Source organism: Roseibium sp. (genome assembly GCF_050301095.1).
Taxonomy (GTDB): domain Bacteria; phylum Pseudomonadota; class Alphaproteobacteria; order Rhizobiales; family Stappiaceae; genus Roseibium.
The window spans coordinates 1-24,689 of sequence record NZ_JBNKYW010000219.1; the positions used below are offsets into that span (position 1 = coordinate 1).

General features: G+C 62.0%; 25 protein-coding genes. 16 read left to right on the top strand and 9 right to left on the bottom strand.

The annotated features are described in order from the left end of the window. Positions 1–427, top strand: a 427-nt coding sequence (locus ACQY7U_RS19320; RefSeq protein WP_428647977.1) for a phosphoribosylaminoimidazolesuccinocarboxamide synthase, incomplete at its 5' end; no start/stop codon positions are given. A 232-nt stretch (positions 428–659) separates the two neighbouring features. Here ACQY7U_RS19320 and ACQY7U_RS19325 read toward each other — a convergent pair. Next, the gene (locus ACQY7U_RS19325) at positions 660–1,421 is read right to left on the bottom strand and encodes a D-alanyl-D-alanine carboxypeptidase family protein (RefSeq protein ID WP_428647979.1); all 762 of its coding nucleotides are present in this window, start codon (positions 1,419–1,421) and stop codon (positions 660–662) included. Between the two features lie 267 nt (positions 1,422–1,688). On the opposite strand from ACQY7U_RS19325, the gene ACQY7U_RS19330 reads away from it, so the two are divergent. Both ACQY7U_RS19330 and ACQY7U_RS19335 read left to right on the top strand, forming a co-directional pair. Continuing rightward, positions 1,689–2,192, top strand: a complete 504-nt coding sequence (locus tag ACQY7U_RS19330) for an RNA polymerase sigma factor (protein WP_428647982.1) — start codon at positions 1,689–1,691, stop codon at positions 2,190–2,192. Next, positions 2,189–2,917 carry an anti-sigma factor family protein gene (locus tag ACQY7U_RS19335; protein ID WP_428647985.1) on the top strand — a complete coding sequence of 243 codons (729 nt, stop codon included), beginning with the start codon at positions 2,189–2,191 and terminating at the stop codon, positions 2,915–2,917. Before ACQY7U_RS19330 ends, ACQY7U_RS19335 begins: the two co-directional genes overlap by 4 nt. Positions 2,918–2,964: 47 nt before the next feature. On the opposite strand, the gene ACQY7U_RS19340 is transcribed toward ACQY7U_RS19335, so the two are convergent. The 3 genes from ACQY7U_RS19340 to phnF all read right to left on the bottom strand — a co-directional run bounded on the left by ACQY7U_RS19340 (position 2,965) and on the right by phnF (position 5,541). Next, the gene (locus tag ACQY7U_RS19340; protein WP_428647987.1) at positions 2,965–3,303 is read right to left on the bottom strand and encodes a hypothetical protein; all 339 of its coding nucleotides are present in this window, start codon (positions 3,301–3,303) and stop codon (positions 2,965–2,967) included. Between the two features lie 56 nt (positions 3,304–3,359). Then, positions 3,360–4,655, bottom strand: coding sequence for a sulfite oxidase (locus ACQY7U_RS19345; RefSeq protein ID WP_428647990.1), 1,296 nt, complete (start codon positions 4,653–4,655; stop codon positions 3,360–3,362). A gap of 148 nt (positions 4,656–4,803) precedes the next feature. After that, the gene (gene phnF, locus ACQY7U_RS19350) at positions 4,804–5,541 is read right to left on the bottom strand and encodes a phosphonate metabolism transcriptional regulator PhnF (protein ID WP_428647993.1); all 738 of its coding nucleotides are present in this window, start codon (positions 5,539–5,541) and stop codon (positions 4,804–4,806) included. A 133-nt stretch (positions 5,542–5,674) separates the two neighbouring features. On the opposite strand from phnF, the gene phnG reads away from it, so the two are divergent. From phnG to ACQY7U_RS19410, 12 genes are all read left to right on the top strand, one after another. Next, entirely contained in the window at positions 5,675–6,160 is a 486-nt protein-coding gene (gene phnG / locus ACQY7U_RS19355) for a phosphonate C-P lyase system protein PhnG (RefSeq protein ID WP_428647996.1), read from the top strand. After that, positions 6,160–6,795, top strand: a complete 636-nt coding sequence (gene phnH / locus ACQY7U_RS19360; RefSeq protein WP_428647999.1) for a phosphonate C-P lyase system protein PhnH — start codon at positions 6,160–6,162, stop codon at positions 6,793–6,795. The genes phnG and phnH overlap by 1 nt, the downstream gene beginning before the upstream one ends. 4 nt (positions 6,796–6,799) lie before the next feature. Beyond that, positions 6,800–7,918 carry a carbon-phosphorus lyase complex subunit PhnI gene (locus ACQY7U_RS19365; protein WP_428648002.1) on the top strand — a complete coding sequence of 373 codons (1,119 nt, stop codon included), beginning with the start codon at positions 6,800–6,802 and terminating at the stop codon, positions 7,916–7,918. Beyond that, complete coding sequence (locus ACQY7U_RS19370; RefSeq protein ID WP_428648005.1) at positions 7,915–8,841, top strand: alpha-D-ribose 1-methylphosphonate 5-phosphate C-P-lyase PhnJ; 927 nt, start codon at positions 7,915–7,917, stop codon at positions 8,839–8,841. The genes ACQY7U_RS19365 and ACQY7U_RS19370 overlap by 4 nt, the downstream gene beginning before the upstream one ends. Further along, positions 8,838–9,626, top strand: coding sequence for a phosphonate C-P lyase system protein PhnK (phnK, locus tag ACQY7U_RS19375; RefSeq protein ID WP_428648008.1), 789 nt, complete (start codon positions 8,838–8,840; stop codon positions 9,624–9,626). The genes ACQY7U_RS19370 and phnK overlap by 4 nt, the downstream gene beginning before the upstream one ends. Before the next feature lie 11 nt (positions 9,627–9,637). After that, positions 9,638–10,342 (top strand): phosphonate C-P lyase system protein PhnL, encoded by a 705-nt coding sequence (phnL, locus tag ACQY7U_RS19380; RefSeq protein ID WP_428648011.1) that lies wholly within the window; start codon positions 9,638–9,640, stop codon positions 10,340–10,342. Between the two features lie 115 nt (positions 10,343–10,457). Continuing rightward, a complete protein-coding gene (locus ACQY7U_RS19385; protein WP_428648014.1) occupies positions 10,458–11,207 on the top strand; it encodes a DUF1045 domain-containing protein in 750 nt (249 codons plus the stop codon). Beyond that, positions 11,204–12,349: an alpha-D-ribose 1-methylphosphonate 5-triphosphate diphosphatase gene (locus ACQY7U_RS19390; RefSeq protein ID WP_428648016.1), complete on the top strand. Its 1,146-nt coding sequence runs from the start codon at positions 11,204–11,206 to the stop codon at positions 12,347–12,349. The genes ACQY7U_RS19385 and ACQY7U_RS19390 overlap by 4 nt, the downstream gene beginning before the upstream one ends. Next, entirely contained in the window at positions 12,342–12,929 is a 588-nt protein-coding gene (phnN, locus tag ACQY7U_RS19395; RefSeq protein ID WP_428648019.1) for a phosphonate metabolism protein/1,5-bisphosphokinase (PRPP-forming) PhnN, read from the top strand. Before ACQY7U_RS19390 ends, phnN begins: the two co-directional genes overlap by 8 nt. Positions 12,930–13,124: 195 nt before the next feature. After that, positions 13,125–13,493 (top strand): group I truncated hemoglobin, encoded by a 369-nt coding sequence (locus tag ACQY7U_RS19400; protein WP_428648022.1) that lies wholly within the window; start codon positions 13,125–13,127, stop codon positions 13,491–13,493. Next, positions 13,490–14,548: an adenylate/guanylate cyclase domain-containing protein gene (locus ACQY7U_RS19405; RefSeq protein WP_428648025.1), complete on the top strand. Its 1,059-nt coding sequence runs from the start codon at positions 13,490–13,492 to the stop codon at positions 14,546–14,548. The genes ACQY7U_RS19400 and ACQY7U_RS19405 overlap by 4 nt, the downstream gene beginning before the upstream one ends. Positions 14,549–14,812: 264 nt before the next feature. Then, positions 14,813–15,622 carry a hypothetical protein gene (locus tag ACQY7U_RS19410; protein ID WP_428648027.1) on the top strand — a complete coding sequence of 270 codons (810 nt, stop codon included), beginning with the start codon at positions 14,813–14,815 and terminating at the stop codon, positions 15,620–15,622. Here ACQY7U_RS19410 and ACQY7U_RS19415 read toward each other — a convergent pair. From ACQY7U_RS19415 to ACQY7U_RS19435, 5 genes are all read right to left on the bottom strand, one after another. Next, positions 15,619–18,519 carry an AsmA family protein gene (locus ACQY7U_RS19415; protein WP_428648030.1) on the bottom strand — a complete coding sequence of 967 codons (2,901 nt, stop codon included), beginning with the start codon at positions 18,517–18,519 and terminating at the stop codon, positions 15,619–15,621. The two genes, ACQY7U_RS19410 and ACQY7U_RS19415, sit on opposite strands and share 4 nt — an antisense overlap. A gap of 125 nt (positions 18,520–18,644) precedes the next feature. Beyond that, positions 18,645–19,802 (bottom strand): DUF1513 domain-containing protein, encoded by a 1,158-nt coding sequence (locus ACQY7U_RS19420; RefSeq protein WP_428648033.1) that lies wholly within the window; start codon positions 19,800–19,802, stop codon positions 18,645–18,647. A gap of 1 nt (position 19,803) precedes the next feature. Continuing rightward, positions 19,804–20,880 (bottom strand): imelysin family protein, encoded by a 1,077-nt coding sequence (locus tag ACQY7U_RS19425; protein ID WP_428648035.1) that lies wholly within the window; start codon positions 20,878–20,880, stop codon positions 19,804–19,806. After that, a complete protein-coding gene (locus ACQY7U_RS19430) occupies positions 20,877–22,406 on the bottom strand; it encodes a di-heme oxidoredictase family protein (RefSeq protein WP_428648037.1) in 1,530 nt (509 codons plus the stop codon). Before ACQY7U_RS19430 ends, ACQY7U_RS19425 begins: the two co-directional genes overlap by 4 nt. Positions 22,407–22,487: 81 nt before the next feature. Then, complete coding sequence (locus tag ACQY7U_RS19435) at positions 22,488–23,750, bottom strand: imelysin family protein (protein ID WP_428648040.1); 1,263 nt, start codon at positions 23,748–23,750, stop codon at positions 22,488–22,490. A gap of 302 nt (positions 23,751–24,052) precedes the next feature. On the opposite strand from ACQY7U_RS19435, the gene ACQY7U_RS19440 reads away from it, so the two are divergent. Further along, complete coding sequence (locus tag ACQY7U_RS19440) at positions 24,053–24,529, top strand: TerB family tellurite resistance protein (RefSeq protein ID WP_428648043.1); 477 nt, start codon at positions 24,053–24,055, stop codon at positions 24,527–24,529. Positions 24,530–24,689 lie beyond the last annotated feature (160 nt).

Here is a 24,689-nt window from a genome sequence, read left to right on the forward strand (position 1 = left end):
ATCGTCGATCGCGCTGAGCCTTTTCGCCCGTGGCCAGCAAATGGCAGCGGATCGCGGACTGATCCTGGTCGATACCAAATACGAATTCGGCGTAGATGAGGAGGGGAACATCCTCCTGGCTGATGAGATCCATACGCCCGACAGTTCACGTTTCTGGCTGGCTGATGGCTATGAGAAAGCCTTTGAAGAAGGTGGGCGCCCGCCGTCATTCGACAAGGATATCATCCGCGCCTGGGTCGATGCCCGCTGCGATCCTTACAAGGACCCGGTTCCGGAAATTCCCGAAGCACTGATCGAGGAAACCTCAAGGGTCTATATCGACGCCTATGAGTCCATCACCGGCAAGACCTTCGAACCGGATCTTGCCGGCGAAACGCCGCTGGCGCGTATCCGCGAGAGACTGTCACCGTATTTCTCCGCGGCCTGACTTCAGGAAGCTCACGAGGGGCACCGGAGGGTGCCCCGGACTGGACCAGGGGCCCTGCCCTCTCGCGGTCATCCCGGCCAAGCAAAGCGCGAGCCGGGACTGGAGAGACACAAGCCTGCGGACCTTATTTCAGGATCTCGGCTCGCAGGTCCCGGATCTTCGCTGCGCTGCATCCGAATTGACGCGGTGAAAGGCCGGGAAACCCTGCGTAACGCTTTCCGTTCCCGAAGCGTCAGTCCGGATCGAAGGTCCAGTGCCACGGCTCGTTCGGCGTTTTGAGCGGACCGTTGAAATGCGCGGCCCCTCTCATGGCGGTGGCGAGTTTTTCCGCCCAGCCCGAAGAGGTCCATTTGCTGGCGTTGGTCGCCGATACGATCACGGTACCGTCGGTCTTCTTGACGACAAAATCGATCGCAAGGCCTGTCCCGTGGTTGGAAAAGCCCGGCGTTGCCACCATGAGGCTCGGCTTGGGACGGTATTTCTGGTTCAGGAAATTATAGAAGGTCTGGATGGAGGTGACCTCGCTTTCCGTGCACTTCGGGTTTGTTGTGTCCAGAAACGTGTCGAGGCCGCAGTAGGACGGTTTCTTCAGTTCCGTCAGGGCGAGGTTGAAATAGGTTTCGGAATTCAGCCGAACGCTCTTGTTTTCGTTCCAGTTTTCGATCTGCTTGGCAAGCGGGCGGAACTTGCTGCCCGCGATCAGCTTGTACCCCTTGTTGCTCTTGGTGAACCTGTCCTGAATTGCCTTGATCTCACGCCCGCGCAGCTTGAAGTCGTCGGTCTTCTTCCATTCCTTGTAGTCGTCCTTGGTGAAGGCCCAATGTTCGTCGACCCATTTGCCGCTTCGCTTGTCGAGAATGCGAATGTAGCGGTGCAGGCAGAGCAGCCGGCGGTTCAGGTCGGGGATCTGGGTCAGAACATCGACCATGCGCTTGTCGTTCAGATACTGGGGCACGGCCTTGACGTGCTGTGTTAGTTTTTCTTTCTCGTCCATGTCCAAACACCTTCGCTGACAGTTCCCCCTTTCGCCCGCGCGGTCTGCATCCGATGAACAGACCGACCATGGGACGATCTTAACGCTTGCGCCCGCATGCGCCTGTGCTTCACATCACAGAACCGGGATGAACCACCGGACCCGGCCCGCGGCCTGGCGAACACTGCCTGGCGAACACTGCCGGCCGCCAAGACGGCGGCATCGGGAGGGAGACCACTCTCGCTTAAGAACCTGTCAATTCGGACCGCTATCAGGCATGATTTCACCATGCCCGGACTGAAAGACATCGAAATCCTTCTGCCAGAGATGAGGGCCTACGCAACCTCGATCAGCCGGTCCGCCGACGAAGCCGAGGATCTTGTGCAGGATGCGGTCGAACGCACGCTCAGAGCGCCGGACAGGCCCGGCAGGCTCAGGGACCTGCGCCCCTGGATCTTTCGTGTCATCAGGAACCTGCATTTTGACGAACTTCGCAAGCGCAGGGTCCGGCGGGAATATTCCGCCACCCAAAGACGTCTTTCCCGGGAAGGGGACGGAACGCGGGACCGCGAACGCGACATATTGTTACGGTTCGCCTTTGAGAAGTTGAGTCCGGACTTCAGGGAGATATTGTTTCTCATCGACGTGATGAACCTGAAATATGCCGAAACCGCCGAGATCATCGGCGTGCCCAAGGGGACGGTCATGAGCCGTGTGAGCCGGGCCAGAAGGGCGCTGCTGGAACTTGTGGACGGCAAAGACTGCACCGCTTCGGCAACGAGACGCAAATGAAGACCGAGATAAGCGAACAGGACTGGGAACGGGTAAATGCCTACAGCGACGGCGAAATGGCGCCGCGCGACAGGCAGGCATTCGAAACCCGGCTGAAGAACGAGCCGGATCTGGCCGCTGCCCTTGCCTGCGTGCGCGAGGTTTCGCTAAGCCTTGCCGCCCTGCACCCGGAGAGCGCCGCTCCGGCAAGCCGGCCCACGCGCCACACCACTTCCCTGTGGCGATCTTCCCGATGGAAATGGGGGGCCGGCGGCGTCCTGGCCGCCTCGATCGCAGGCTTTGCCTATCTGGCACTGCCCTCTTCCCCTTCCGGCGCGATGAAGATCCATGCCGAATTCCTCGACCAGACCTTCGCGCTCGGCACCAGCGGTGCGCACACCACCGTGGCTTTGCGGGGGCTTCCCGACCTCAGCGCCGCGAACCTGACCTTTGTCGCCTCCCGCGAGACCGGCATCGGCACGGCCGCACATTATTCGGGGCAACGGGGATGCCGGCTGACGTTCTTTGCCCTGTCGGGTCCCATCGAGCTTCCCGCCGACGGGCACATGGAAGGCCGCCAGTGGAACTTCGGCGAACGCTACTTCGCCGTTCTGGCTGTCGGCATGGACCGGGAAAAATTCGCCGCGATTGCCGGTTACCTGGAAGAGGAAACCCGCAGGCAGACCCGGCCCTCCACCGTGCTGGCACTGCGCGAGGCAACGCAAAAGGCCAGCAGGTGTACGTGACCCCGGGGTACGGCCCTGAAAGAGGCACGGATCAGGACTTGCCGGTATTATCGCCTGGGAAAATTCGGCCGGTCTTCGTTGTAGTGTTCTGACAGGTAGTCAAGGATGAGAGTACGGTCGGGCTCGTCGATTTCGTTCATCCCCTGTTCCTCCACCATCCACTCCATCAGTTCGTCCCAATGCGCACGGGAAAGGCCCTGCTGCGCGACGATCCGCTCCGAATGGCAGGCCGTGCAGGTGTAGTAAGTCTCTTCCACCCCCTCGGCGACCTTCAGAACCCCGAACTCCGCGTCTTCGTCCGTGCCCGCGGCCTTGCCGGGAACCGCCTGCACCGCCAGAATCCCGGCGGAAACAATCAAACCCGCCCCAAAAACACCAAATCGCATTCATGTCTCCCGAAGAAAAAGCGCCCGGGCTGCTGGAGCAGTCCGGGCGGGTATCCTCAGCTGGCACGTACACCGACGCGGTGCATCGTGTTGTTGAGATAGCCCTTCGGGTTCCAGTTGATGGCGAACGGCTGCATTTCCTGCGCGCTGTCGGTCGCCCGCGCCCAGATCTCGTAGTAACCGTTCACCGGCAGGGCGACATTGGCACGCCAGTTCTGCCACGCGCCGGAATTGACCGGTGCGTCGAGCTCCGCCTGCACCCATGTGCTGCCGAAGTCCACGGAAATATCGACACGTTCGATCGTCCGGTCGCCGGACCAGGCGTGGCCGCGCACCTCCGTCGACATGCCGATCGCCGCGCCGTTCGCCGGGAAGGTCACCAGCGATTTCACCGGCATGCGCTCGATGATCTGGAAATCCTCCTTCGGTACGTCCTCGCCCGCAGCCACCGGATGGCCGGGCACGCGGTAGGCGGTACCGGTCATCTTCGGCCCGTCATGCACCTGATCCCTGAGCTCGATGCGCCGCAGCCATTTCTGCGAGCACGACCCCGGCCAGCCGGGAACCACCAGCCGCAAGGGCGCGCCGTTCATCGGATGCAGCGCCTCGCCGTTCATCTCGAAGGCGATCAGGATGTTGTCGGTCAGGGCCTTGGCGATGGGAAGGCCCCGGGAGATCGGCAATTTGTCGGCATCGCCCGACAGGTGCCCGTCGGCCCCGTAATGGGCGGTGTAGACGACGTTCGATTGCACACCCGCCTTCTCCAGAACGTCCTTCAGGCGGACGCCGGTCCATTCCGAACAAGCCACCGCGCCGTAGGTCCACTGGTTGCCACTGGCGGGCGGATCGAAGAAGGCACGTCCGTTGCCGCCGCACTCGATGGTCAAGGCCATGGTGACGACGTCGAACTGCGCGCGCAGGTCAGCGATCGTCAGTTCCATCGGATTGTCGACGAAGCCGTCGACCGTCAGCGTCCACGTCGCGGGATCCGCTTCTTCCGGCGGCAGCCCGTTGTTGCGGATGAAGTGCCGGCTGGTCGGCGTGATGGCGTCATCCAGCAGTTCCGGCGGCGTTTCCGCGTTCACGGGCCGGTCGTTCAGCAAGGTGAGCCCGTCCTTGCCGACCAGCACATCCTCCGAAGCAAAGGCCGCCGGCACCAGCCCGACCGGCATGTTGCGGTGGAAGGGAATGGCGGTGCCGACCATCGCGGCCATCGTCGCAAGTCCGGTGTTTCTTAAAAAACCACGCCGGTCGGAGTTGGCGATACGCCCGAAAAACTCGAAATCGGCCCTTTCCGGATCCTTCGCGAAAAACTCGCCGACATGCTCATTTTTATTGCCGTCCTGCGTCATGCTTTCCTCCCTCATTGGCGTGCGCAACCCGAAGTCACAATGGTTCCTTCGGCACACTAACGTTGGGGAAGATCGTTTTATTCCGACGGCGTCGAATAATTTCAGGGACTATAGCCAGGTTCCGGACAGAAACCGTACGCGCCGACCGTCACGTGCCGTTCACCACCAGCTGCATCCGGTCGGCGGCGACGCGGGCGCGGGTGATCTGGATGGGTCTGCCGTCCGGATCCAGATTGACGCTTTCCATCACCAGCACCGGCTGGCCCAGCGCGAGACCGAGCTGGCGGGCGTCTTCCGCCTCGACGAGTTCCGCGGTGATGCGGGTTTCCTTGCGGCGGTAATCCTCGATTCCGGCCTTTTTCAGGGCCGCCGTGATCGATCCGCTCTCGGCATAATCGGCGACGAAGTTCGGCACGCGCGCCTGCTCGAACCAACTGGTCGCGGCGATCATCGGAACGCCGTCGGCAACCCTCAAGGTTTTCACCCGGATCAGCAGGGTGCCGAGCGGCACCTCAAGCTGGCTTGCCAGCAGCGCATCGGCTTCCTCGGTGGCGGAACCGACGAGACGGCCGCTCGGCGCCCGGTCCTGACCCGAAACGATTTCCGAAAACCGCGTGCGCGGCCCGATCGGATAGGTCAGCGGCGCGGCCGCGACAAATGTGCCCCGGCCCTGATCCGCCCGCAGGATCCCCTCCGCAGTCAGCGCCGCGATCGCCCGGCGCACCGTGTGCCGGTTGACGCCGAAACGGGCGGCAAGCTCGGCTTCCGGCGGCAGGCGGCTGCCCTTCTCAAAAGCTCCGCTGACGATATCCGCCTTCAGCGTTTCCATGATCTGACGCCAGACGGCAATGCCCGCGCTGCGGTCGAGTGTGCTGATTTTCGTCATGCGACCGTCATCAAGTTTCGGTACCAAAGAGTCAAACGGATTATTTGTCTAGACAAATAGACAAATCAAGTTTAGATCAAAACCGGAATTCGCTTTTCCCTCCTGAAACCGCCCACATCCGAAGGTGCGCTTCATGACCGACCCCACCCCCGACCTGCCTGCTGAAGGTGATCTGGCTGCTACCCAGGCCACCCGGAAAGCCCTCATGGCCACACTGGCAGCCGCCACACCCGAGGCCGTCGCCGAAAAATTCGATGCCCTGACCCCACCCGCTTATGACCTTGTCCGCCAGCCCGAAACGGGCCTCGTCATGGTCCGCGGCCGCATGGGCGGCACCGGCAGCCCGTTCAACCTTGGCGAAGTCACCGTGACCCGCTGTGTCGTCCGCCTTGAAACCGGCGAAACCGGCAGCGCCTACAGCCTCGGCCGCAGCAAGAAGAAGGCGCTGCAATCGGCGGTGATCGACGCCCTCTGGCAGCGCGACGACATGCGGGAAAAGGTCGAGACGGACATCATTGCCCCGCTCAAGGCCACGCAGGAAAGCGCCCGGGACACGGTCAAACGGGAAACCGAAGCGACCAAGGTCAACTTCTTCACCATGGTGCGGGGAGACAACTGATGACCACCGCGACTGCAACCCCTTCGACCGGCGCAACGCCGCTCGCTGCCGGTTTTCGCGATCCAGTCCATGAGGCGCAGGGCGTTTTCCGGGCAGTCATGAACGCCATGGCCCGGCCGGGCACCCTTCAGGCACTTCAGACCGGCGGACTGACACCCCCGGCACCGCTGTCCCCGGCAACTGCCGCCATCGCGCTGACGCTCTTCGATTACGATACCCCGATCTGGCTGGACCGGCCGCTGATGACGTCGGAAGCGGTCAAATCGTTCCTGCGGTTCCACACCGGCTGCCCGATCACAGGCGAACCGGTGGAGGCGGCCTTCGCGCTGGTCTCCGACCCGCTGCACATGATCCCGCTCGCAAGCTTTAACCAGGGCTCGGCCGAATATCCGGACCGCTCCACGACCGTCATCCTGTCGGGCCAGGAGTTCGGCAGGAAACCCTCCGTCATGCTGGCAGGCCCCGGCATCAAGGAAACCGAAGGGTTCGCCACCGGTCCGGTGCCGCCCGTCTTCTGGGACCAGGTCGTCGCCAACAACCGGCAGTTCCCGCGCGGGGTCGATCTTGTCTTTGCCGGAGAGACGAAAATCGCCGCGCTGCCGCGTTCCACCCGCATTCAGACGACAGAGGTGTGACCCCATGTATGTAGCCGTCAAGGGTGGCGAAAAGGCCATCCGCAACGCCCACAAGCTCACCGCCAAGCGGCGCCGGGGCGATACCTCCGTTCCCGCGCTGACCCTCGACCAGATCGCCGTGCAGCTGTCCCATTCCGTTGCCCGGGTGATGGGGGAAGGTTCGCTCTATGACGAGAGCCTTGCCGCCCTTGCCATCAAGCAGGCGCGCGGCGATCTGATCGAAGCCGCCTTCCTGATGCGCGCCTACCGCACCACCCTGCCGCGCTTCGGTTACAGCCGGCCCGTCGACACCGGCGCCATGCTGGTCGAACGGCGGGTGTCCGCCACCTACAAGGACCTCCCCGGCGGCCAGGTGCTGGGCCCGACCTTCGACTACAGCCACCGGCTTCTGGATTTTGCACTGGCCGCGGAGGAGGACGGTAGTGAAGCGACCGTCGAAACGGAGCCCTTCGTGGACGAACGCATGCCGCGCGTCACGGATCTTCTCGGCGACGAGGGCTTGATGGAACCCGACCCGGTGACGGATGAGAACGCCCCCGTGGGCGACCTCACCCGCGAGCCGCTATCCTTCCCGGCCGACCGGGACCTGCGCCTTCAGAACCTTGCCCGCGGCGACGAGGGTTTCCTGCTTGCCCTCGCCTATTCCACCCAGCGCGGCTATGGCCGCACCCACCCGTTCGCGGGCGAAATCCGCTTTGGCGAAGTCGAGGTGGAGTTCTATGCCGAGGAACTCGGCTTTGCCGTCACCCTCGGCACCATCAAGGTGACCGAGTGCCAGATGGTCAACCAGTTCCAGGGCTCCGCCAAGGCGGCGCCAACCTTCACCCGCGGCTACGGCCTCGTCTTCGGCCAGGTGGAAAGGAAAGCCATGTCCATGGCCATGGTTGACCGCTCCCTGCGCTGGCAGGAGCTGGGCGAGGAACAAACCGCCCCCGCGCAGGACGTCGAATTCGTCCTGTCCCACTCCGACAACATCCAGGCAACCGGCTTCGTGGAACACCTGAAACTACCGCATTACGTCGACTTCCAGGCCGAACTCGACCTGGTGCGCCGCATGCGCGCCGAATGGTTCGAAAAACGCCGCCCGGAAGAGGGCGACACCGCCCGGGAGGCCGCAGAATGAACGATACGGCGAGTATTTATGAGCAGGGCGAATACAATTTCGCCTATCTGGATGAACAGACCAAACGCATGATCCGCCGGGCGATCCTGAAAGGCATCGCCATCCCGGGCTACCAGGTGCCTTTCGCCTCCCGCGAAATGCCGATGCCCTATGGCTGGGGCACCGGCGGCGTTCAGGTGACCGCCTCGATCCTGGGCAACGACGATTGCCTGAAGATGATCGACCAGGGGTCCGACGACACCACCAATGCGGTGTCCCTGCGCGGCTTTTTCGAAAAGACCGCAGGTGTGCGCACGACCTTTGAAACAGCGGAGGCGAGCGTCATCCAGACCCGCCACCGCATTCCGGAAAAACCCCTGCGCGAAGACCAGATCCTCGTCTTCCAGGTACCGATCCCCGAGCCGCTTCGCTTCCTGGAGCCGCGCGAGACCGAGACCCGCAAGATGCACGCGCTGGAGGATTACGGCCTCATGCATGTGAAGCTCTACGAGGATATCGCCAAGAACGGCCATATCGCCACGACCTACGCCTATCCGGTGAAGGTCAACGACCGCTACGTGATGGATCCCTCGCCGACGCCGAAATTCGACAATCCGAAGATCGACCGGATGGCCGCACTGCAACTCTATGGCGCCGGCCGGGAAAAACGCATCTATGCCATCCCGCCCTACACAAAGGTGAAAAGCCTCGACTTCGAGGACTACCCCTTCGAGGTGCAGAAGTTCGACAAGCCCTGCGGCCTCTGCGGCGCCGAGAACGTCTATCTCGACGAGGTCATCCTCGATGACCGGGGCGGGCGCATGTTCGTCTGTTCCGATAGCGATTATTGCGAGGAAAGACGGGCGGAGGGTCACCTGGGTCCCATGGCCGCGGACCCGGCTGCCGCCGAGATCGCCTGCAAGGCAGAGGAGACAGTCCGATGAGTTTGCTTGAGAGCCAGGAACCGCTTCTGCAGGTTCACAACGTCACCCGCTACTATGGCGACCGCATTGGCTGCCGGGAGGTCTCCTTCGACCTGTGGCCCGGCGAGGTTCTGGCGATCGTCGGCGAGAGCGGGTCAGGCAAGACCACGCTGCTCAACTGTCTTTCAACGCGCCTGGCGCCGACGGCGGGCGCCATCGAATACCGCATGCGAGACGGCACCATGCGCAACCTCTATCAGCTGAGCGAAGCCGAACGGCGCCTGCTGATGCGCACGGACTGGGGCTTCGTGCACCAGAACGCCGCAGACGGCCTGCGCATGAACGTCTCCGCCGGAGCCAACGTCGGCGAACGTCTGATGGCGGTTGGCGACCGGCACTATGGCAACATCCGCGCCACCGCCGACGACTGGCTCGGCCGGGTGGAAATCGAAAGCGACCGCATCGACGACGACCCGCGCTCCTTCTCCGGCGGCATGCGCCAGCGCCTGCAGATCGCCCGCAACCTGGTGACCGGGCCGCGGCTGGTCTTCATGGACGAGCCGACTGGAGGACTGGATGTCTCGGTGCAGGCGCGCCTCCTTGACCTCTTGCGCCGTCTGGTGGCGGACCTCGGCCTGTCCGTGGTGATCGTCACCCACGATCTTGCCGTCGCCCGGTTGCTGTCGCACCGGATCATGGTGATGCGCCAGGGCAATGTCATCGAAAGCGGGTTGACCGATCAGGTGCTCGACGATCCGCGCGAGCCCTATACCCAGTTGCTCGTCTCTTCCATTCTCCAGGTGTAAGGAAACCCGCTATGCCCGTACGCCTTTATCTCAACAATGTCGGCAAGGCCTTCACCATGCATCTGCAGGGCGGCGCCGTCATTCCCGTGGTCTCGAAGGTTGAATTTTCGGTCGATGCGGGGGAATGCGTTGTCCTCGGCGGACCGTCCGGGGCCGGCAAGAGCTCGATCCTCAAGATGATCTACGGCAACTACCGCTGCGACGAGGGCCAGATCCTGGTCACTGCCGGAGAGGAAATCATCAACGTGGCCGGGGCCGAACCGCGACAAGTCCTGCGCTTGCGCGAAAGCACCATCGGCTATGTCAGCCAATTCCTGCGCACCATCCCGCGTGTTTCGGCCGAGGATGTCGTCGCCGAGCCACTGATCGCGCAAGGGGCGAGCGAGGAGGAAGGCCGTGACAAGGCCCGGTCCCTGCTGGCCCGCCTCAATGTGCCCGAGCGGCTCTGGACCCTGCCGCCGGCAACCTTCTCCGGCGGCGAGCAGCAGCGGGTCAACATAGCCCGGGGTTTCATCGCCCATTACCCGATCCTGCTTCTGGACGAACCGACGGCCTCGCTCGACGCGGCCAACCGCGCCGTCGTCGTCCGGCTGGTGGAGGAAAAGAAGGCCGAAGGCGTCGCGATGGTCGGCATCCTGCATGACCAGGACGTGCGCGAGGAAATCGCCGACCGCATCATCGACGTCACCGGTTTTGCCGCCGATGCGGCGGCGTGAGGCAATTTGACGAGGAAACTCTTGCGGGTGGGTGAAAACTGTCACAGAACGGACATCACCCACCTTTAGGCCATCCTACCGGCCACCATCATTTACCAATTCGTGAATCCCGATCATGCGCTACGCCATATATTTTGCGGACCGTGCCGACGACCCTCTGATGAAGCTGGGCAACACCTGGCTCGGCCGAGATCCGTTTTCCGGCGGCAGCCTGCCGCAGCCAGCCGTGGAAGGGCTGACGGCCGCCCGCTTTCACGACCTGACAACAGACCCGCGCCGCTACGGTTTCCACGGCACGCTGAAGGCCCCGTTTCACCTGAAGCCCGGACAGGGCGAGGCAAACCTTCTGGAAACCTGTGAAGCCTTTGCCCGGGAAGTCGCGCCCTTTGAGCTTCGGGGCCTCGGCGTCAACCGGCTCGGAAAATTTCTGGCGCTGACCCCGGATGTGGAAGAGACGGACCTCCGTGCCTTCGCGGCCCTTTGCGTCCGCCGGTTCGAGCCCTTTCGCGCACCGCTGTCCGATGCCGATCTCGAGCGACGCCGCAGGAGCGGATTGAGCCGGAAGCTCGACACCTACATGACCGAATGGGGCTACCCCTACATCTTCGACGAATTCCGCTTCCACATGACGCTCTCCAACAAGCTGGAAGATGACGGTGAAGCCGGATTGATGTCGGCCGCGGCGAAGACCTTTTTCGCCGAGGTAACCGGTGTCCCCAGAACCTGCAGCCATTTCGCGCTCTACACCGAGGCGGAACGCGGCGCCCCCTTTCAGGTTCACACAACCTTCGAGCTGACCGGCAATAGCGCCCCTGCATTTGCCCTCGCCAAGGTCGAACGCCGCTCCAAAGAGGAAACCGCATGAGCACGCATCCGAAAGTCTTCAAGAACGCAACGCTCATCCTCGCGGACGAGGTGCTGGACGGATCGCTGACCGTCGACGAGACCGGCAGGATCTCCGGCATCGGTTCGCCGACGGAAACCGGCGGCCACGACTGCGAAGGCGATTTCCTGCTGCCGGGCCTCGTCGAACTGCACACCGATCACCTGGAAACCCACTACGCCCCGCGCCCGAAGGTGCGCTGGAACGCGGTCTCCGCCGTGCAGGCCCACGACGCCCAGATTGCCTGTGCCGGCATCACCACCGTCTTCGATGCGCTGCGTGTCGGCATGGACGAGGATGCGGATCTCAAATACCCGGACATGCGCATCCTGGCGGATGCCATCGAGACCGGACAGAAGGAAAAGCGCCTGCGCGCAGACCATTTCATCCACCTGCGCTGCGAGGTCTCCGCTCCGGATGTCCTGAACGCCTTCAAGGTGTTCGAAAACGATGACAGTATTCGCTTAATGTCGCTGATGGACCATACGCCCGGTCAGCGCCAGTTCGTCTCGATGGAGGCCTACAAGGTCTACTATCAGGGCAAGAAGGGCTTTTCCGACGCCGAAATGGACGATTTCATCCACCGCCGCCAGCAACGCGCCGGAAACATCGCCCCGGAAAACCGCAAACAGCTTTCCGCGATTGCCGCAGAGCGCGGCATTGCCATTGCCAGCCACGACGACGCCACCTGCGATCACGTTCAGGAAGCCGTTGCCCTCAACACCAGGATTGCCGAATTCCCGACCACGCTGGAAGCCGCCAAGGCCTCTCACGAGGCCGGAATGGCCGTCCTGATGGGTGCGCCAAACGTGGTGCGCGGCGGCTCCCACTCCGGCAACATCTCCGCGAAGGACCTGGCCGAAGCCGGTTACCTTGATGTGCTCTCCTCGGACTATGTGCCGGTTTCCCTTGTGCAGGCGGCTTTCCAGCTGGCCGGGGAGATCGAGGCGATTTCCCTGCCTCGGGCCGTCGCCATGGTCACCTCGACCCCCGCCCGGGCCATCGGTCTCGATGACCGGGGTGAACTGGCGCCGGGGCTGAGGGCCGATCTTATTCAGGTTCGGCTCGTCGGCAACATTCCGGTTGTCCGCGGCGTCTGGCGCGAGGGCCGGCGCGTTGCCTGATAACCGGAGCGGGAAACAGGCGGGCAAGATCGGCCCCGGGCGCATGGTGCTGGTGGTCGGCCCCAGCGGCGCGGGCAAGGACACGCTGATCCTGGCACTGCGTGAGCGGCTGAAGGATCGCCGCGACGTTCATTTCGCCCGGCGGGCGATCACCCGTGAAGCGGACCCGAATGCCGAAGACCACGACACGTTGAGCCGGGACGAGTTCGACCGGCTGACTGTCAGTGGTGAGGCTGCCCTTTCCTGGGAGGCCCATGGCCTCGGCTATGTCATCCCGAAATCCTGTGACGACATCATCCGTTCGGGCGGAACCGTCATCGCCAACGGCTCACGGAGCATTCTGGCGAGGGCTGCCGAAAAATACGAGAACGCCCTCGTTCTCCTGATCACGGCTCCGGTTGAGGTGCTCGCCGAACGTCTTGCCGCCCGTGGGCGCGAGAGCCGGGAAGAGATCCTGGAACGGCTGAACCGGGCGGACCTGGAGCCGGAAAATATTGGCAATCTTATCCGGATCGAGAACACGGGAACGATCGAGGCCGCCGTTGACGAGATGATGAAGGCATTGGGTCTTGATTTTTGACCCTTCACATCAGCAGAACAGGCCGAAAATTTGCGGCCAGCTCAAATTTTCGACCAGCCTCTCCATATGTGCCGCAAAGTTAGGCAGGTGAAAATGAACGCGCAAGAATTCTCTTGAAACCCTTTTCTTTGCGTTCGCAGTCGCTTAGTCTCATAACTCTTGATTGAAACCGGTCAGGAATCGGGTTTCACGAATATGACCAAAGCGCTCTTTGATAAATATGGCGGATTCAAATTCGTCAGCCGGATCGTTATGGCCTTTTATGAAAAGGTGCTCGATTCAGATCAGATCGGCGAATATTTCGACGATGTCGATATGCCGCGTCTTATCGACCACCAGACCAAGTTCATTTCCTCTCTTCTGGGTGGCCCCGCCTCCTATACGGACGAACGCCTTCGAAGAGCGCATGCATCCTTGAAGCTGACGCATGAGGATTTCGACGAGGTTGCCCGGCTCTTGAGCCAGACGCTTGAAGAACACAACTTTGAGCCCAGGGACATCGACACCGTCATGAGGGCGGTCGAATCCAAACGATCCTGCATCCTGTCGGCGGGCAAGTCATGAGCATCACCGCCATCAACCAGCAGCTTCTGCGTGCCATCGGCGTCGGCATCGCGATTGTCCGTGAGAAGAACCTCCGGTTCCTCTTTTGCAATGAAGCTTTCACGGACTGGTTCGGCACCCCTGAACGCGGAACAACCCTGCCGGATGTCCTGAATGACATCGACATGGACGCGGTCCACGCCGCCCTTGAACAAGACGGCCGCTACACGGGAGAACTCGCGGTCAAGATCAAGCGGCGGACGCTTGTCATCGCCCTGACAATTTCCCGCGCGGCGGCTGAGGCCCACGACTTCTACGTGGTCGAATGCCAAAACATCACCCGCATTCGCGAACTGGAATCGATGATCGACAGCTATTCGGCCATGGTCGAACGCAACACCCGTGAGCTGGAGCGCGAGAAGGAACGCGTCGAACGCCTGCTGCTCAACCTGATGCCGCGCTCTGTCTATGAGGAATTCAAGACCTTCGGCGTCGTCACGCCCCAGCTTTACGACAGTGTTTCGGTGGTGATGCTGGACTTTGTCGAATTCACGAGATTTGCCGCCGAGCACGACCCCACCGTGACGCTCGGCGAGTTGAACGACATCTTCACCGCCTTCGACCGGATCGCCGAGCAGTTCGGTTGCGAGCGCATCAAGACCATCGGCGACGCCTATCTCGCCGTGGCCGGCATGCCCGAGCCTTCTCCCGACCACATGCGCGCGGTCGCCAATTGCGCCGTACGCTTCATCCGCTACCTTGAGCGGCGCAACCAGAGCCACCAGTACAAATGGGAAGCGCGCATCGGGCTCGGCACGGGCTCCGCGGTCGGCTCGGTGGTCGGCATCCAGAAATACGTCTACGACGTCTTCGGCTCGGCCGTGAACCTGGCGGCCCGCCTGCAGGAATTCGCCAATCCGATGTGCGTCGTCGCCCCCGACAGCATGAAGGAATTTCTCGTCGAGGAATTCCAGCTCGCCGACCTCGGCAAGCAGGACATCCGCAGCTTCGGGGAAATGCGCCTGATGAAAGTCAGCCCCGGCATCGAACTGGCCCGCAAGGCCAGCCAGTTCTAGGGTCCATACACCCAGGGCGTTTTCCGATCAATTTGAACCGTTTGATCGCGGCGAAGGCGACCGTTCCTGCATGTTCGCACGTCTTTCAACGATGGCTTCCAGCAATTGAACCAACATTTAAGGAAATTGGGTTTCAACTTGGCCGTCGTTCGGCCGGGGAAGGAAACATTGGAAACGAAGGGCCGATCCTTCAAAAACGACATTTCAATCAAAGGCGAAGCCACCCGGTGAAAGCCGTCTCTCAAGACCGAAGACTGCCCGCAGATGAACCTGGAAGATTTCAAATCAGCCGTCATTGTCATGGCGCATCCCGACGACGAAGTCCTGTGGGCGAGCTCAATTCTTGCCACGGCCAGGAAGGTTATTCTTTGTTATGACGAGGCGCCACACGATGCGCAGACGACCGAAGGACGCCGGACTGTTTTTGACGACTTCCCGGTCAAAACCGCCGTCAGTCTGAAAATCACGGAATCTCATTGTTACGACACCATTCACTGGCGCCAGCCGGTCGAAACCATCTACGGCGTGCAATGCGGCCGCAACAAGGATGTGTACGAAAACAACTTCGAACCGCTGGTACAGGCGCTTGACCAGCACCTGAACGACGGTGACCTCGTCGTGACCCACAATCCCTGGGGAGAATACGGCCACGAGGAACATGTTCAGGTCTTCCGGGCAGTCGCCGCTCTTCGGCGGAAACGGAACCTCAGGATATTCGTCTCAAGTTATGTCAGCGACCGCGTGCTCTATTTCATGGAACGAAACACGCCGCGACTGGGAGACGCATCCGAGCTGCTGCCGACGGACAAGCAGCTAGGCCAGGTAATGATGCGGCACTACCAGGCCCATAATTGCTGGACCTGGGAAGACGGCTACCAGTGGCCGGACTACGAGTGCTTCTACGAAGTTATTGACCCGGACGCCCCCTTGCGGACGGACACCAGGACGATGTCGTCCATGCCTGTCAACGTGATCTGGCTGGACGCACACGCTCCGACGGCCTCAAACGTCAAACGGGTCATGAAGAAGCGGCTTGCCATAGCCATGCGCAACTTGCTCTGGCGTCACCGCTAGTTACCCTCTTTCTTCTTCTTTTTCCCGAAGACATTGCCCAGCAGGCCCGAGGGCAGGCCGAAGCCTTCTTCGACGGCCTTCAGCACTTCCTCGTCGTTGACGTCCCCTTCGATGACCTTCTGGACATCGATCTGGGTGCGTCCGCCGGTTGCCTGCTCGATGACCTTGTTGGCCTGGTCGACCAGTTCCTTGGAAGGTTCCTTCTTGCCCTTGAGGATCGAGATCAGCTCGCCTCCGGTCTGCTGAAGCTGCTTGTAGGCCGCTTCCGGGTTTTCCAGGATACCCTTGATGTCGGGGTAGATACGCGGATCGTTCCAGGAACCCTCGATCACGATCGGGACGCCGAGCCCGGCCAGCTTCTTGTCCTCGCCCTTGCGGCGCGGCTGCGGCGCCTGGCCTTCCAGGGAGGCGACGATCTTCGGCTCCACCCGCCAGGACAGGCTTTGCCGCGGCATATCCGTGGTTCCCTTGCCGCTCATGCGCACCAGCGGGCCGATGAGGGAAAGATCCTCGGTCCGGGCAATGCCGTTGCCGATCTGGAACGAGGCGGATAACTCGCTGAAATCCGTTTTCGCCGAGGGGTTTTCCTGCCACCCGAGCAGGGTTTCGACGGAGAGCCCCCGCACCATCTGCGGAATGTTGATGCCACGGATCGCACCGTCGGCAAATTCGAAAGCCGCTGTCCCGTTGAGACCCTGAACCAGAGCCTGTTCGCTATTGCCTGTTGACGTCACGTTGAAATCGATGGCCGCCTTGCCTTCGATCCAGCTGAAGTCCGCCGCATCCTGCAGGAGCGGGTAGGCATTCAGCCCGGCCAGCGAGAACTTTGCGTCCACTTGCGGTGTGGCTTTCGCGCCGTTCAGTGTCACCGAACCCGTTCCGGCCCCGCCGTAAAGCGCCAGCTTGTCCAGGGACGCAGTCAGGACACCGTTCTGGATGGTGGCCGACAGGGCACTCTCGTCGATCTTGATCTTGTCCCAGCGGATTTCGCGGGTGGTGACCTTGAAGTCGGCGTCCATGGCCTGAAGCCCGGAGAAGTCGATCGGAGCCGTGCTCCAGCCGGACGGCCCACCTCGTTTGGCACCGCCTGCGTCGGAGTTCTTTTGCGTTTTGCCGGAGGCACCACCGGCGCCGCCCCCACCGGACCCGGACGAACTGCCGAGATAAGGATCGAGCACAAGTTCGCGCAAGGAGAGCCGTGCCATGACCTTCGGTTTGCCGCCAAGCTGGATCCTGCCGTTGGCCTCGCCCGAGGTTTCATCCAGCGTGAATCTTGTTTCCTCGAAGGAAATCGCGTTTTCCTTCACGTCGAAAATGCCGGAGGCCTTGAAGGTCTTCAGGCCGTTACCCGCACCGATCGGTTGTCCGAGCCAGGCCATCAGTCCGCGCAGATCGCCGGTTTCGACACGCACGGCACCATCCACCGCGCCGCTGGAAGCTGCCCGGCCGTCGAAGCCCGCGCTCAGGCGCTTGCCCTTGACCGTGACGGATATGGGCGCGGCGTTGCCTGCCAGCAGCTTCGCCGTATCCGCTTCCCCCGTCACGCTGAAAGCCTCGCCACGCCAGGATAGGGCACCACCCATGGAGACGGGCTTCTGCAGCCCCTCAAGCTCCAGCTGAAGACTGAGGCCGGTCAACCGGTCAGCCTCGGGATCGCCGCCAACCGCCGAGGCAAGGCCGAGTCCGCCGATTTCGCCGTCCGAGATCCCGATGGTTCCCCTGATGTCGAGACCGGCGACAAGTTCCTGTCCGGTCAGACCGACGGTTTCAAATCCGATATCGGCCGTCAGCTTGCCGCTTGCGGGAAGGTCCTGCCCCGCCAGGCGCAGAAGATCGGCAATCGACCCCTCCTTCAGCACCATCTGCCCGGAAATCTCCGGGACGAGCCCGGCCAGATTGATATCCGCGGCGCCACCGAGGGAGAGTTCACCCAGGGTCAGATTGAGATCCGCCACGGAAACGGCCGCTTCGGTTCCTGTCAACTTGGCATCGAGCGCATAGGCGCCGGGATCTTCAGCAACCTCCTGTCCGGCCAGGGCAGCCAGCGCCTTCAGGGAGGCTCCTGAGCCGGAAACGGTCAGATCGGCCCGAACGGGTTTGAGACCAACACCTCCCGACGCCTTGATCGTATTGTCGCCGGAAGACACGGCCAGCGTTACCGTCGTTTGTTCCCCTCCCGCCAGTCCGAGCGGATCGGTCAGGGTTCCGGCTATGTTGAGGGGCGTCCCCTGCAGGATAAAACTGGAGGTCAGATCGACTTCACCGTGGAGATCCGGTGCCTGCAGCGACAGGTCCAGCTCGGAGATCCGGACCGGCTGCGCCGTTCCCGGATCCTTGTAGGTGACCGTCCCTCCGGAAATACGCAGGCTGTCGACGCCAATGCTTTTCAGGTAACCCTCGGAGGAAGAGGAGGGAACTGCTGCCTCGCCCGGGGCTTTGTCCTGGCCGGAAGCGTTCTGCGGCGTGGCGGTCTCCGTGGCAGGTCCTGGTTCTGCTTTCCCGGCGATATCCCGGCGCGGTTCCCAGCTCGTCATGCCGTCCGGGCCGACCTCCAGGTAGATATCGGGCTTGTCGAGAGAAATCCCGGCAACCTGGATATTGCCCGATATCAGACCGGCCCAGGCCAGGCCGAACTCGACCCGTTCCGCCTTTGCGAATTCGATGCCATCGGCGCCGGCTTCGCCGGAAATTCCGATGTTCTCCGCTACCAGCGAGAAGCCGGGGAAGAGGGACAGGCTCACCGGCCCGTCCAGACGGACACGCCAGCCGAGACGCTTGTCCACCTGTTCGACCACCTGGCGCTTGATTTCGTCCTTGGGCAGCAGCAGCGGCACAACCAGAACGATGGTTGCCAGCACGAGCAAAAGGCTGCCCAACCCGACCAAAAGCCGTCGCATTTTCAGCGTCTCCCTTTGCGAATCGGCACAAATGTAGACCAATCTCCTTGTAAACGTGCCTGCCGATTTTGACAAAAACAGGAAACGAGCCGGATACACGGCGATCAGGAGTGCTTTTTGCGGGATCAGCCGAAGGCAAACAAGTGGTTGTCCCAGGAAATACCGGGAGGACGGGCCAGGATTTCGGGCGGTGACGCCGGGTCGGTGATCAGCGACAATGCGCCGTTTCCGTCCGAAACAAGAAAACTGCCCTGGTCGATCGGCGCAATACCGCAGCCGTCCGGGATGATATCCGCACCGATAAACTCTCCCGTCGCCGCCTTCCAGAACAGGGTCTGCCCGCCGCGTGGCGCGGAGGTTGCGATCACGTCGCCTGACGCGTTGGCGGTGACGGAACCAATGTAGTTCTGCAGGCCGGCGGCCGTCTTGTCCGGAATGGCAGTGAGCTGCGGCGCGTCGTCTTTCGAAAAGATCCCGACCAGCGGCGGCAATTCGTTTTCCGGTCCCTGATACTGCCCGCCGACCCAGGCCCGGCCCTGCCCGTCCAGCGCCATGTGGCGCAGCGACAGCTGCTGCAGGGAGGCATCCAGCGCATGCTCCGCGACGATGTCACCGCTCTCGCGGTCGATGAAGACGACGGAGGACGCCATCGTGTCGAGATTGAGTTTCTCCCGGCCCTTGTCCGGATGGGTCCTGATACCGCCGTTGGCAACGATGAGTGTTTTGCCGTCCGGGCTCAGGAGAATGTCGTGCGGCCCGATGCCGCCTGTCTCGATCTCCCCGATACGGCGGATCTCCCGGCCGCTCGTGTCATAGACGCCAAGCAGGCCCCGGGCCGTGTCGAAATCATTCTCGACCGCATAGAGAAGACGGCCGTCAGCTGAAAAACAGCCGTGACCGTAAAAATGCCGCCCCGGTTCGGACGTGATCACTTGCGGACGGGTTTCCTCGAACGGATTGACGGCAACGGCGAAGGTACCCGGCCGCCGTGCAAAGGCAACAAAACGCGACCTGTCCGGAGAAACCGCGATCCCGTGCCCTCTCGCGGGCAGCGAAATTTCCGCGAGCATCTGGCCGAGGTCGTCAACGACCCCGACGCCATAGTCGCCATTGGCCTTCTGATAGGCACTTACAAAAAGCGGAGCGCCGTCCACCGCCTCCCGGCTCAGAAGGCTCCCGGCCAGCGTCGAACCGGCGAAGGCCGGCAAGGCCGCGAGGCTGCCCAGCGCGGCCAGAAAGCCTCTGCGGGACATTGCATGGGTGGGTCTTGAAATCGCGCTCATGTCAGTCGCCATCCAAGGCGTTGAAGCCCCCGGCCAGTTCGAGCGCGCCGGCGAGTTCTTCGGCCATCGTGTCCCGGATCGACTTCAGCGCAATGGCCAGCACCTTCACTTCCTCGTAGCTGCCGCCCTCGCGGAAGGTTTGCCGCAGCGGTGGCTGCAGCCTGGTCAAGAGGATTTGGGCGTTGCCGAACTCGAAGGTGAGCGTGTCGAATATCCATCGGAAATCGTCCGGCGTCAGCTCCTTCAGATCGAGACTGCCGAGTGCGTCCTGCACGCCCCGCAGTTCACCGGTGAGGTAAACAACCGCATTGCCCGAGCGGGAGAAGGGAAAACGACGCGGCTTTGCGTCTTCTCTGGAACTGCCCAGCGCGGGCAGGACGTCCTGGTCCCGAACAATAATGAGCCCGGTCACCAGGGCATTGAAGACCGCTTCGACGGCTTCCCTGGAGGAGTGGAAGCGCTCGTTCCCGGCATCTGCGGACAGCAGCACCGCGCTGTATCCGGCCGGATCCGCCCAATCAGCCACAAGGCTTTCGGCGGTCGTCGCCAGGTTCCGGGCAATCGCCTGCGCATAGGCGCAGGTGAAATCCTTCCGTTCACCCGGTTGCCCGAGAACAAGCGCGCTGTTCTTGTCGAAGGCGATCAGCTCCAGCGCGGTCAGCCCCTGAACTGCGACGCTCTTTCCCTTCAGACTTTCCGGAGCGCCGACGTCCGCGTCCTGCTTTGCATAGATCTTCCGGATCTGGCGTTGCGCTATTCCGCGCGGGTCGGGAAGGAACGCAAGACGGCTGAGACGGTCATCATCGAGCAGCGGACCGAATCTGAGGAACTGAATGCGGGCAAAGCTCTGCAGGGTTTGCGAGTAGGCGGCCTTGAAGGCATCTGCGGACTTTTCATCACCAGTCCGGCACACCGACGTCACCGCTTCAGGAAGCTTTTCGGTGGCTCCGGCGAAATCCGACATCGCTGGACGGATGTAATCAACGATCATGCTGTCCAGCGATGGCGTGAAGTCAGCGGCAGAAGCCGGGAGAACCGGACACAGCACGATCATCGCAAGGGCCAGAAGGCGCATCATAGGGACTCCAAAAACCGGACAAGCGACCTGCGGTCATCCGGGGACAGCGCAGCCACCCTGTCCCGGGCCGCACGCGCTTCGCCGCCATGCCACAAAACCGCTTCCAGAAGGTTCCGCGCACGTCCGTCATGCAGGAACCTAGTATGATTGTTGACTGTTTCCGTCAGACCAATACCCCACAGCGGCGGCGTGCGCCATTCCCGTCCGTTTGCCGAGCCCACAGGTCGGTGGTCGGCAAGGTCTTCGCCCATGTCGTGCAGCAGCAAATCCGAATAGGGCCAGATGAGTTGGTACCGGTGCGCCGGATTGGCAGCATTGCGGCTGGTCACGAATTTGGGTTGATGGCACGCAGGACAGCCGGCCTCGTAAAACACCTGCTTGCCTTCCAGAACCTCCGCATCGTCCGCATTCCGGCGCATCGGCACAGCCAGATTTTCGGAATAGAAGGTCACCAGGTCCATGACCGGATCCGGCGCTTCGGAAACACCGAGCCTGGCCTGTTCGCCGTGAGGCCGCCCGCGGCATTCCTGCTGCGCCTCGGTGCAGTCACCGGAATTGTCCGGTCGTTCAGGTGTGCTGATGCCGATGTCACCGGAAAAGGCTGCGGCTGTCTGGGCGCGAACGGTCGGCGTGGAAGCCTTCCAGCCGAAGCGGCCGATTGCCGACGTGCCGGTTGCCGGGTCCCGTACCTGGCTGATCTTGCCGGAAATGCCGTCGCCGTCCCGGTCTTCCGGGTCCGCCAGCATTTCGATGTCGCCCGGATGAATGGCCTGAAGCAGGCCGAGACCGATCATCGGCGGCGCGACGCGCGGCGAGATCATCGTGCCGGCAGCAAACGCGCCATAACCGAGGTCCCGGACATTGTAGACGGGCTTTTTCAGGACGACGGCAGCTTCGCCGTTCAGCGGAACTTCAATCTCCTCAAAACCAATGTCGAAACGACCTTCGGCGGCAAGTCCGGATACCGCAAAGGATTGAAGCTGCCCCCCGTATGTCGGCTCCGGCACGGCAAGCATGTCACCGGCCGCCAGCGCGCGGCGCTGCGCTTCCGTTTGCGGCGGAACGGACAGGCGCAGGAACAGCGAGACCGCCTCTTCGCCGGCAAGCGGCGGACGGCCGCGGCCATCCTTCGGATGGCAGCCCTGGCAGGAGCGGGCATTGAAGAGCGGTCCGAGCCCGTCCGAAGCCTGTGTGGAGGATGGCGAGGACGTCCAGAGTTTCTTGAAGAGGCCGTTGCCCAGCTTGAAGGTCTGCTCCTCTTCGAAGCCGATATTGCTATTGGACCGGGAGAAGGCATCCCTGTCCGGCCGTCTTTTTGATGTTCCGGCTCCGCCTTGCATGAACTCAAAGGCTTCGGCGCGTTCGAAGTCCGCCGGTTCCTGCAGCACCCTTGCCACCTTGGCGCGCTCGGCAGCAGACAGGTCCCCCCGGTGCGCAAGCGAATCCCCGGCAAGCACCGGCCCTGCGGACAGACAGGCCACCACAGCGCCCGCGGCTGCTTTTTTCGGGAAAAATCCCATTTCCATTCGCATCCTGACAGCCTTCCGCAACTCCTCGTCCCGCGGAAGGAAAAACGTCAGACGGCAAAGACCGCCTGACGGAAAGGTTTACTCGAAGACCGCGCCCGGGTTGTCCAGGCTGTCGGAACCTTCGAACGCGATGTCGTCAAGCTCAAGCGCCTTGACGACCCGTTCGATGGAGGTGGTCTGGTCCACCAGGGCATCGACGGCGGCCTGGATGACGGCATTGCCTTCCTCGTTGCCCTCACCGATCATCTGGTCGTAGGCTTCACCGCCTTCGGCACGGGCCTTCATGGCCTCGAAGGCGGCCAGCGTCGCGTCAAGCTTCGCCTTCATTTCCTCTGCCAGCGCCGGGTTCTTTTCCGCCACCAGCTCGGCGAGCGACGGACCGGAAACATTGTTGCCGAGCGGGCTCTTGTATTCACCGAAATAAACATTCCGGATGCCGACCACGTCGTTGTAATGCGACATGTGCGTGTTGTCGGAAAAGCAGTCATGCTCCTCTTCCGGATCGTGCAGCATCAGGCCGAGCTTGATGCGCTCGCCCGCGAGTTCGCCGTAGGAAAGCGAGCCCATGCCGGTCAGGATCGTTGCCAGACCGCCCGCGTCACCCTTTTCCGCGAGGGCCTTGCGGGCCGCTCCGCCGGGCGCCCAGGCGGCGGCCATTTCCTCAAGGTCTGAAATCAGCAGATCGGTAACCGCCTGCAGATACTGAACGCGGCGCTCGCAATTGCCGCCGGTGCAGTTCGCAGGGTCGAAATCGCTGGCCGGACGGTTGCCGGCACCGGCCCCCGTTCCGTTCAGGTCCTGTCCCCAGAGCAGAAACTCGATGGCGTGATAGCCGGTCGCCACGTTGGTCTCGACCTCACCGGCCTCCTGGAGGGAGTTCGCCAGCAGATCCGGCGTAATGACGGTCGCGTCAATGGTCTCGCCGCCAACCTTCAGAACCGGATTGGCAATGATGTTGGCAACATAGAAGCCGTTTTCCTCGGACTCTTCACCGTAGGACATATCGACATAATCGATCAGACCTTCGTCCAGCGGCCAGGCATTCACCTTGCCTTCCCAATCGTCGACGATGGCATTGCCGAACCGGAAGGCTTCGGTCTGCTGATACGGGTTACGTGCCTCTTTCCAGGCCGCGCGCGCGGCCTCCAGATTGGCGTCTGTCGGTTCCGCAACCAGCTTGTCGACCGCGCCCTTGAGGGTTTTTGCGGTGGCGAGCGCATCGGCATATTCCGCCTGCGCGATGTTGCCGTAATTTGTCAGCACGTCGGCGGGAGTGGCCGCAAGGACCGGCGTCGTGAGCAAGGCGGTGGCCGCCAGTAGTCCGATTTTTAAACAATTCATGGTCTCGCCCCGAAGTTGATGTAGCCTGCATCGGGCGTTTCCCGTACAGGCGAAAACGGATGAACATGCGGCCTGCAATGCCGCGCCGGCAACGGAGAAACCATTTCCTGAGGGTAAAAGTCAAGTTATAAAATGAGAAAAATCAATAGTTTAGAAACATTCCAAAAAGTTGACTTAGAAATGCCGGATTTAATAACCATCTCAGGTTTCTAAAGCCGTCATCAACCCTTTGATGGTAAAGGTGGAATGAGGTAGCAATAGAGACCGGCCGGATCGTCCGCCGGGCAAAGGGACTGACAAACATGCTCAACGCGCTGAAAAGCTTTGTTCGCGAACTCACCTTTGGTGACAGCGGAGAAAAGACCTTCGCCGAGGACGACAAGCGTCTGGCGGCAGCGGCCCTGTTGTTTCACCTGATCGACATCGATGGCGTCATCGAGGACAGCGAAAGCGAAAAACTGCGCCAGATCCTCCAGAAGCACTACGAACTGAGCGAGAAGGAAACCACCGAACTCATCGCGGCGGCGAAGCAGCGTGACGAGGAGGCAGTAGACCTCTACGGCTTCACCTCCGTGCTCAAGCGTACCACGGACGAGGCCGAGCGCCTTGCCATCGTCGAGATGATGTGGGAGATCGTCTATGCAGACGGCCATGTCCACGAATTCGAGGACAACACAATCTGGCGGGTGGCCGAACTTCTGGGCGTATCGACCCGGGACCGGATGTCGCTGCGGCACAAGGTTGCCCAGACCGCGCCGGAAGAGGGCGACGTAAACTGACGGATCGGCCCGCGCCTTCTCAAGGATCCCGCGCAAACCAGAGTGCCGGCTGGCAAACCTCCCCCCCCTTCTTTGCGCACCGGAACTTTCCGCCGTGTACTGCCATCCGATTGTTCGAAAGTAGGTTGCGACTTCGCGACGAATCCTTTGCACCCGGAGT

Coding starts and splice junctions, on each gene's coding strand:
- ACQY7U_RS19335 (WP_428647985.1), top strand. CDS start 2,189: ATGAAGACCGAGATAAGCGAACAGGACTGGGAACGGGTAAATGCCTAC.
- ACQY7U_RS19345 (WP_428647990.1), bottom strand. CDS start 4,655: ATGACGCAGGACGGCAATAAAAATGAGCATGTCGGCGAGTTTTTCGCG.
- ACQY7U_RS19390 (WP_428648016.1), top strand. CDS start 11,204: ATGAGCACGCATCCGAAAGTCTTCAAGAACGCAACGCTCATCCTCGCG.
- ACQY7U_RS19420 (WP_428648033.1), bottom strand. CDS start 19,802: ATGAGCGCGATTTCAAGACCCACCCATGCAATGTCCCGCAGAGGCTTT.
- ACQY7U_RS19370 (WP_428648005.1), top strand. CDS start 7,915: ATGAACGATACGGCGAGTATTTATGAGCAGGGCGAATACAATTTCGCC.
- phnF (WP_428647993.1), bottom strand. CDS start 5,541: ATGACGAAAATCAGCACACTCGACCGCAGCGCGGGCATTGCCGTCTGG.
- ACQY7U_RS19410 (WP_428648027.1), top strand. CDS start 14,813: ATGAACCTGGAAGATTTCAAATCAGCCGTCATTGTCATGGCGCATCCC.
- ACQY7U_RS19425 (WP_428648035.1), bottom strand. CDS start 20,880: ATGATGCGCCTTCTGGCCCTTGCGATGATCGTGCTGTGTCCGGTTCTC.
- phnL (WP_428648011.1), top strand. CDS start 9,638: ATGCCCGTACGCCTTTATCTCAACAATGTCGGCAAGGCCTTCACCATG.
- ACQY7U_RS19415 (WP_428648030.1), bottom strand. CDS start 18,519: ATGCGACGGCTTTTGGTCGGGTTGGGCAGCCTTTTGCTCGTGCTGGCA.
- ACQY7U_RS19435 (WP_428648040.1), bottom strand. CDS start 23,750: ATGAATTGTTTAAAAATCGGACTACTGGCGGCCACCGCCTTGCTCACG.
- ACQY7U_RS19325 (WP_428647979.1), bottom strand. CDS start 1,421: ATGGACGAGAAAGAAAAACTAACACAGCACGTCAAGGCCGTGCCCCAG.
- ACQY7U_RS19405 (WP_428648025.1), top strand. CDS start 13,490: ATGAGCATCACCGCCATCAACCAGCAGCTTCTGCGTGCCATCGGCGTC.
- ACQY7U_RS19430 (WP_428648037.1), bottom strand. CDS start 22,406: ATGGAAATGGGATTTTTCCCGAAAAAAGCAGCCGCGGGCGCTGTGGTG.
- ACQY7U_RS19440 (WP_428648043.1), top strand. CDS start 24,053: ATGCTCAACGCGCTGAAAAGCTTTGTTCGCGAACTCACCTTTGGTGAC.
- ACQY7U_RS19340 (WP_428647987.1), bottom strand. CDS start 3,303: ATGCGATTTGGTGTTTTTGGGGCGGGTTTGATTGTTTCCGCCGGGATT.
- ACQY7U_RS19365 (WP_428648002.1), top strand. CDS start 6,800: ATGTATGTAGCCGTCAAGGGTGGCGAAAAGGCCATCCGCAACGCCCAC.
- phnG (WP_428647996.1), top strand. CDS start 5,675: ATGACCGACCCCACCCCCGACCTGCCTGCTGAAGGTGATCTGGCTGCT.
- phnH (WP_428647999.1), top strand. CDS start 6,160: ATGACCACCGCGACTGCAACCCCTTCGACCGGCGCAACGCCGCTCGCT.
- ACQY7U_RS19330 (WP_428647982.1), top strand. CDS start 1,689: ATGCCCGGACTGAAAGACATCGAAATCCTTCTGCCAGAGATGAGGGCC.
- ACQY7U_RS19400 (WP_428648022.1), top strand. CDS start 13,125: ATGACCAAAGCGCTCTTTGATAAATATGGCGGATTCAAATTCGTCAGC.
- ACQY7U_RS19385 (WP_428648014.1), top strand. CDS start 10,458: ATGCGCTACGCCATATATTTTGCGGACCGTGCCGACGACCCTCTGATG.
- phnK (WP_428648008.1), top strand. CDS start 8,838: ATGAGTTTGCTTGAGAGCCAGGAACCGCTTCTGCAGGTTCACAACGTC.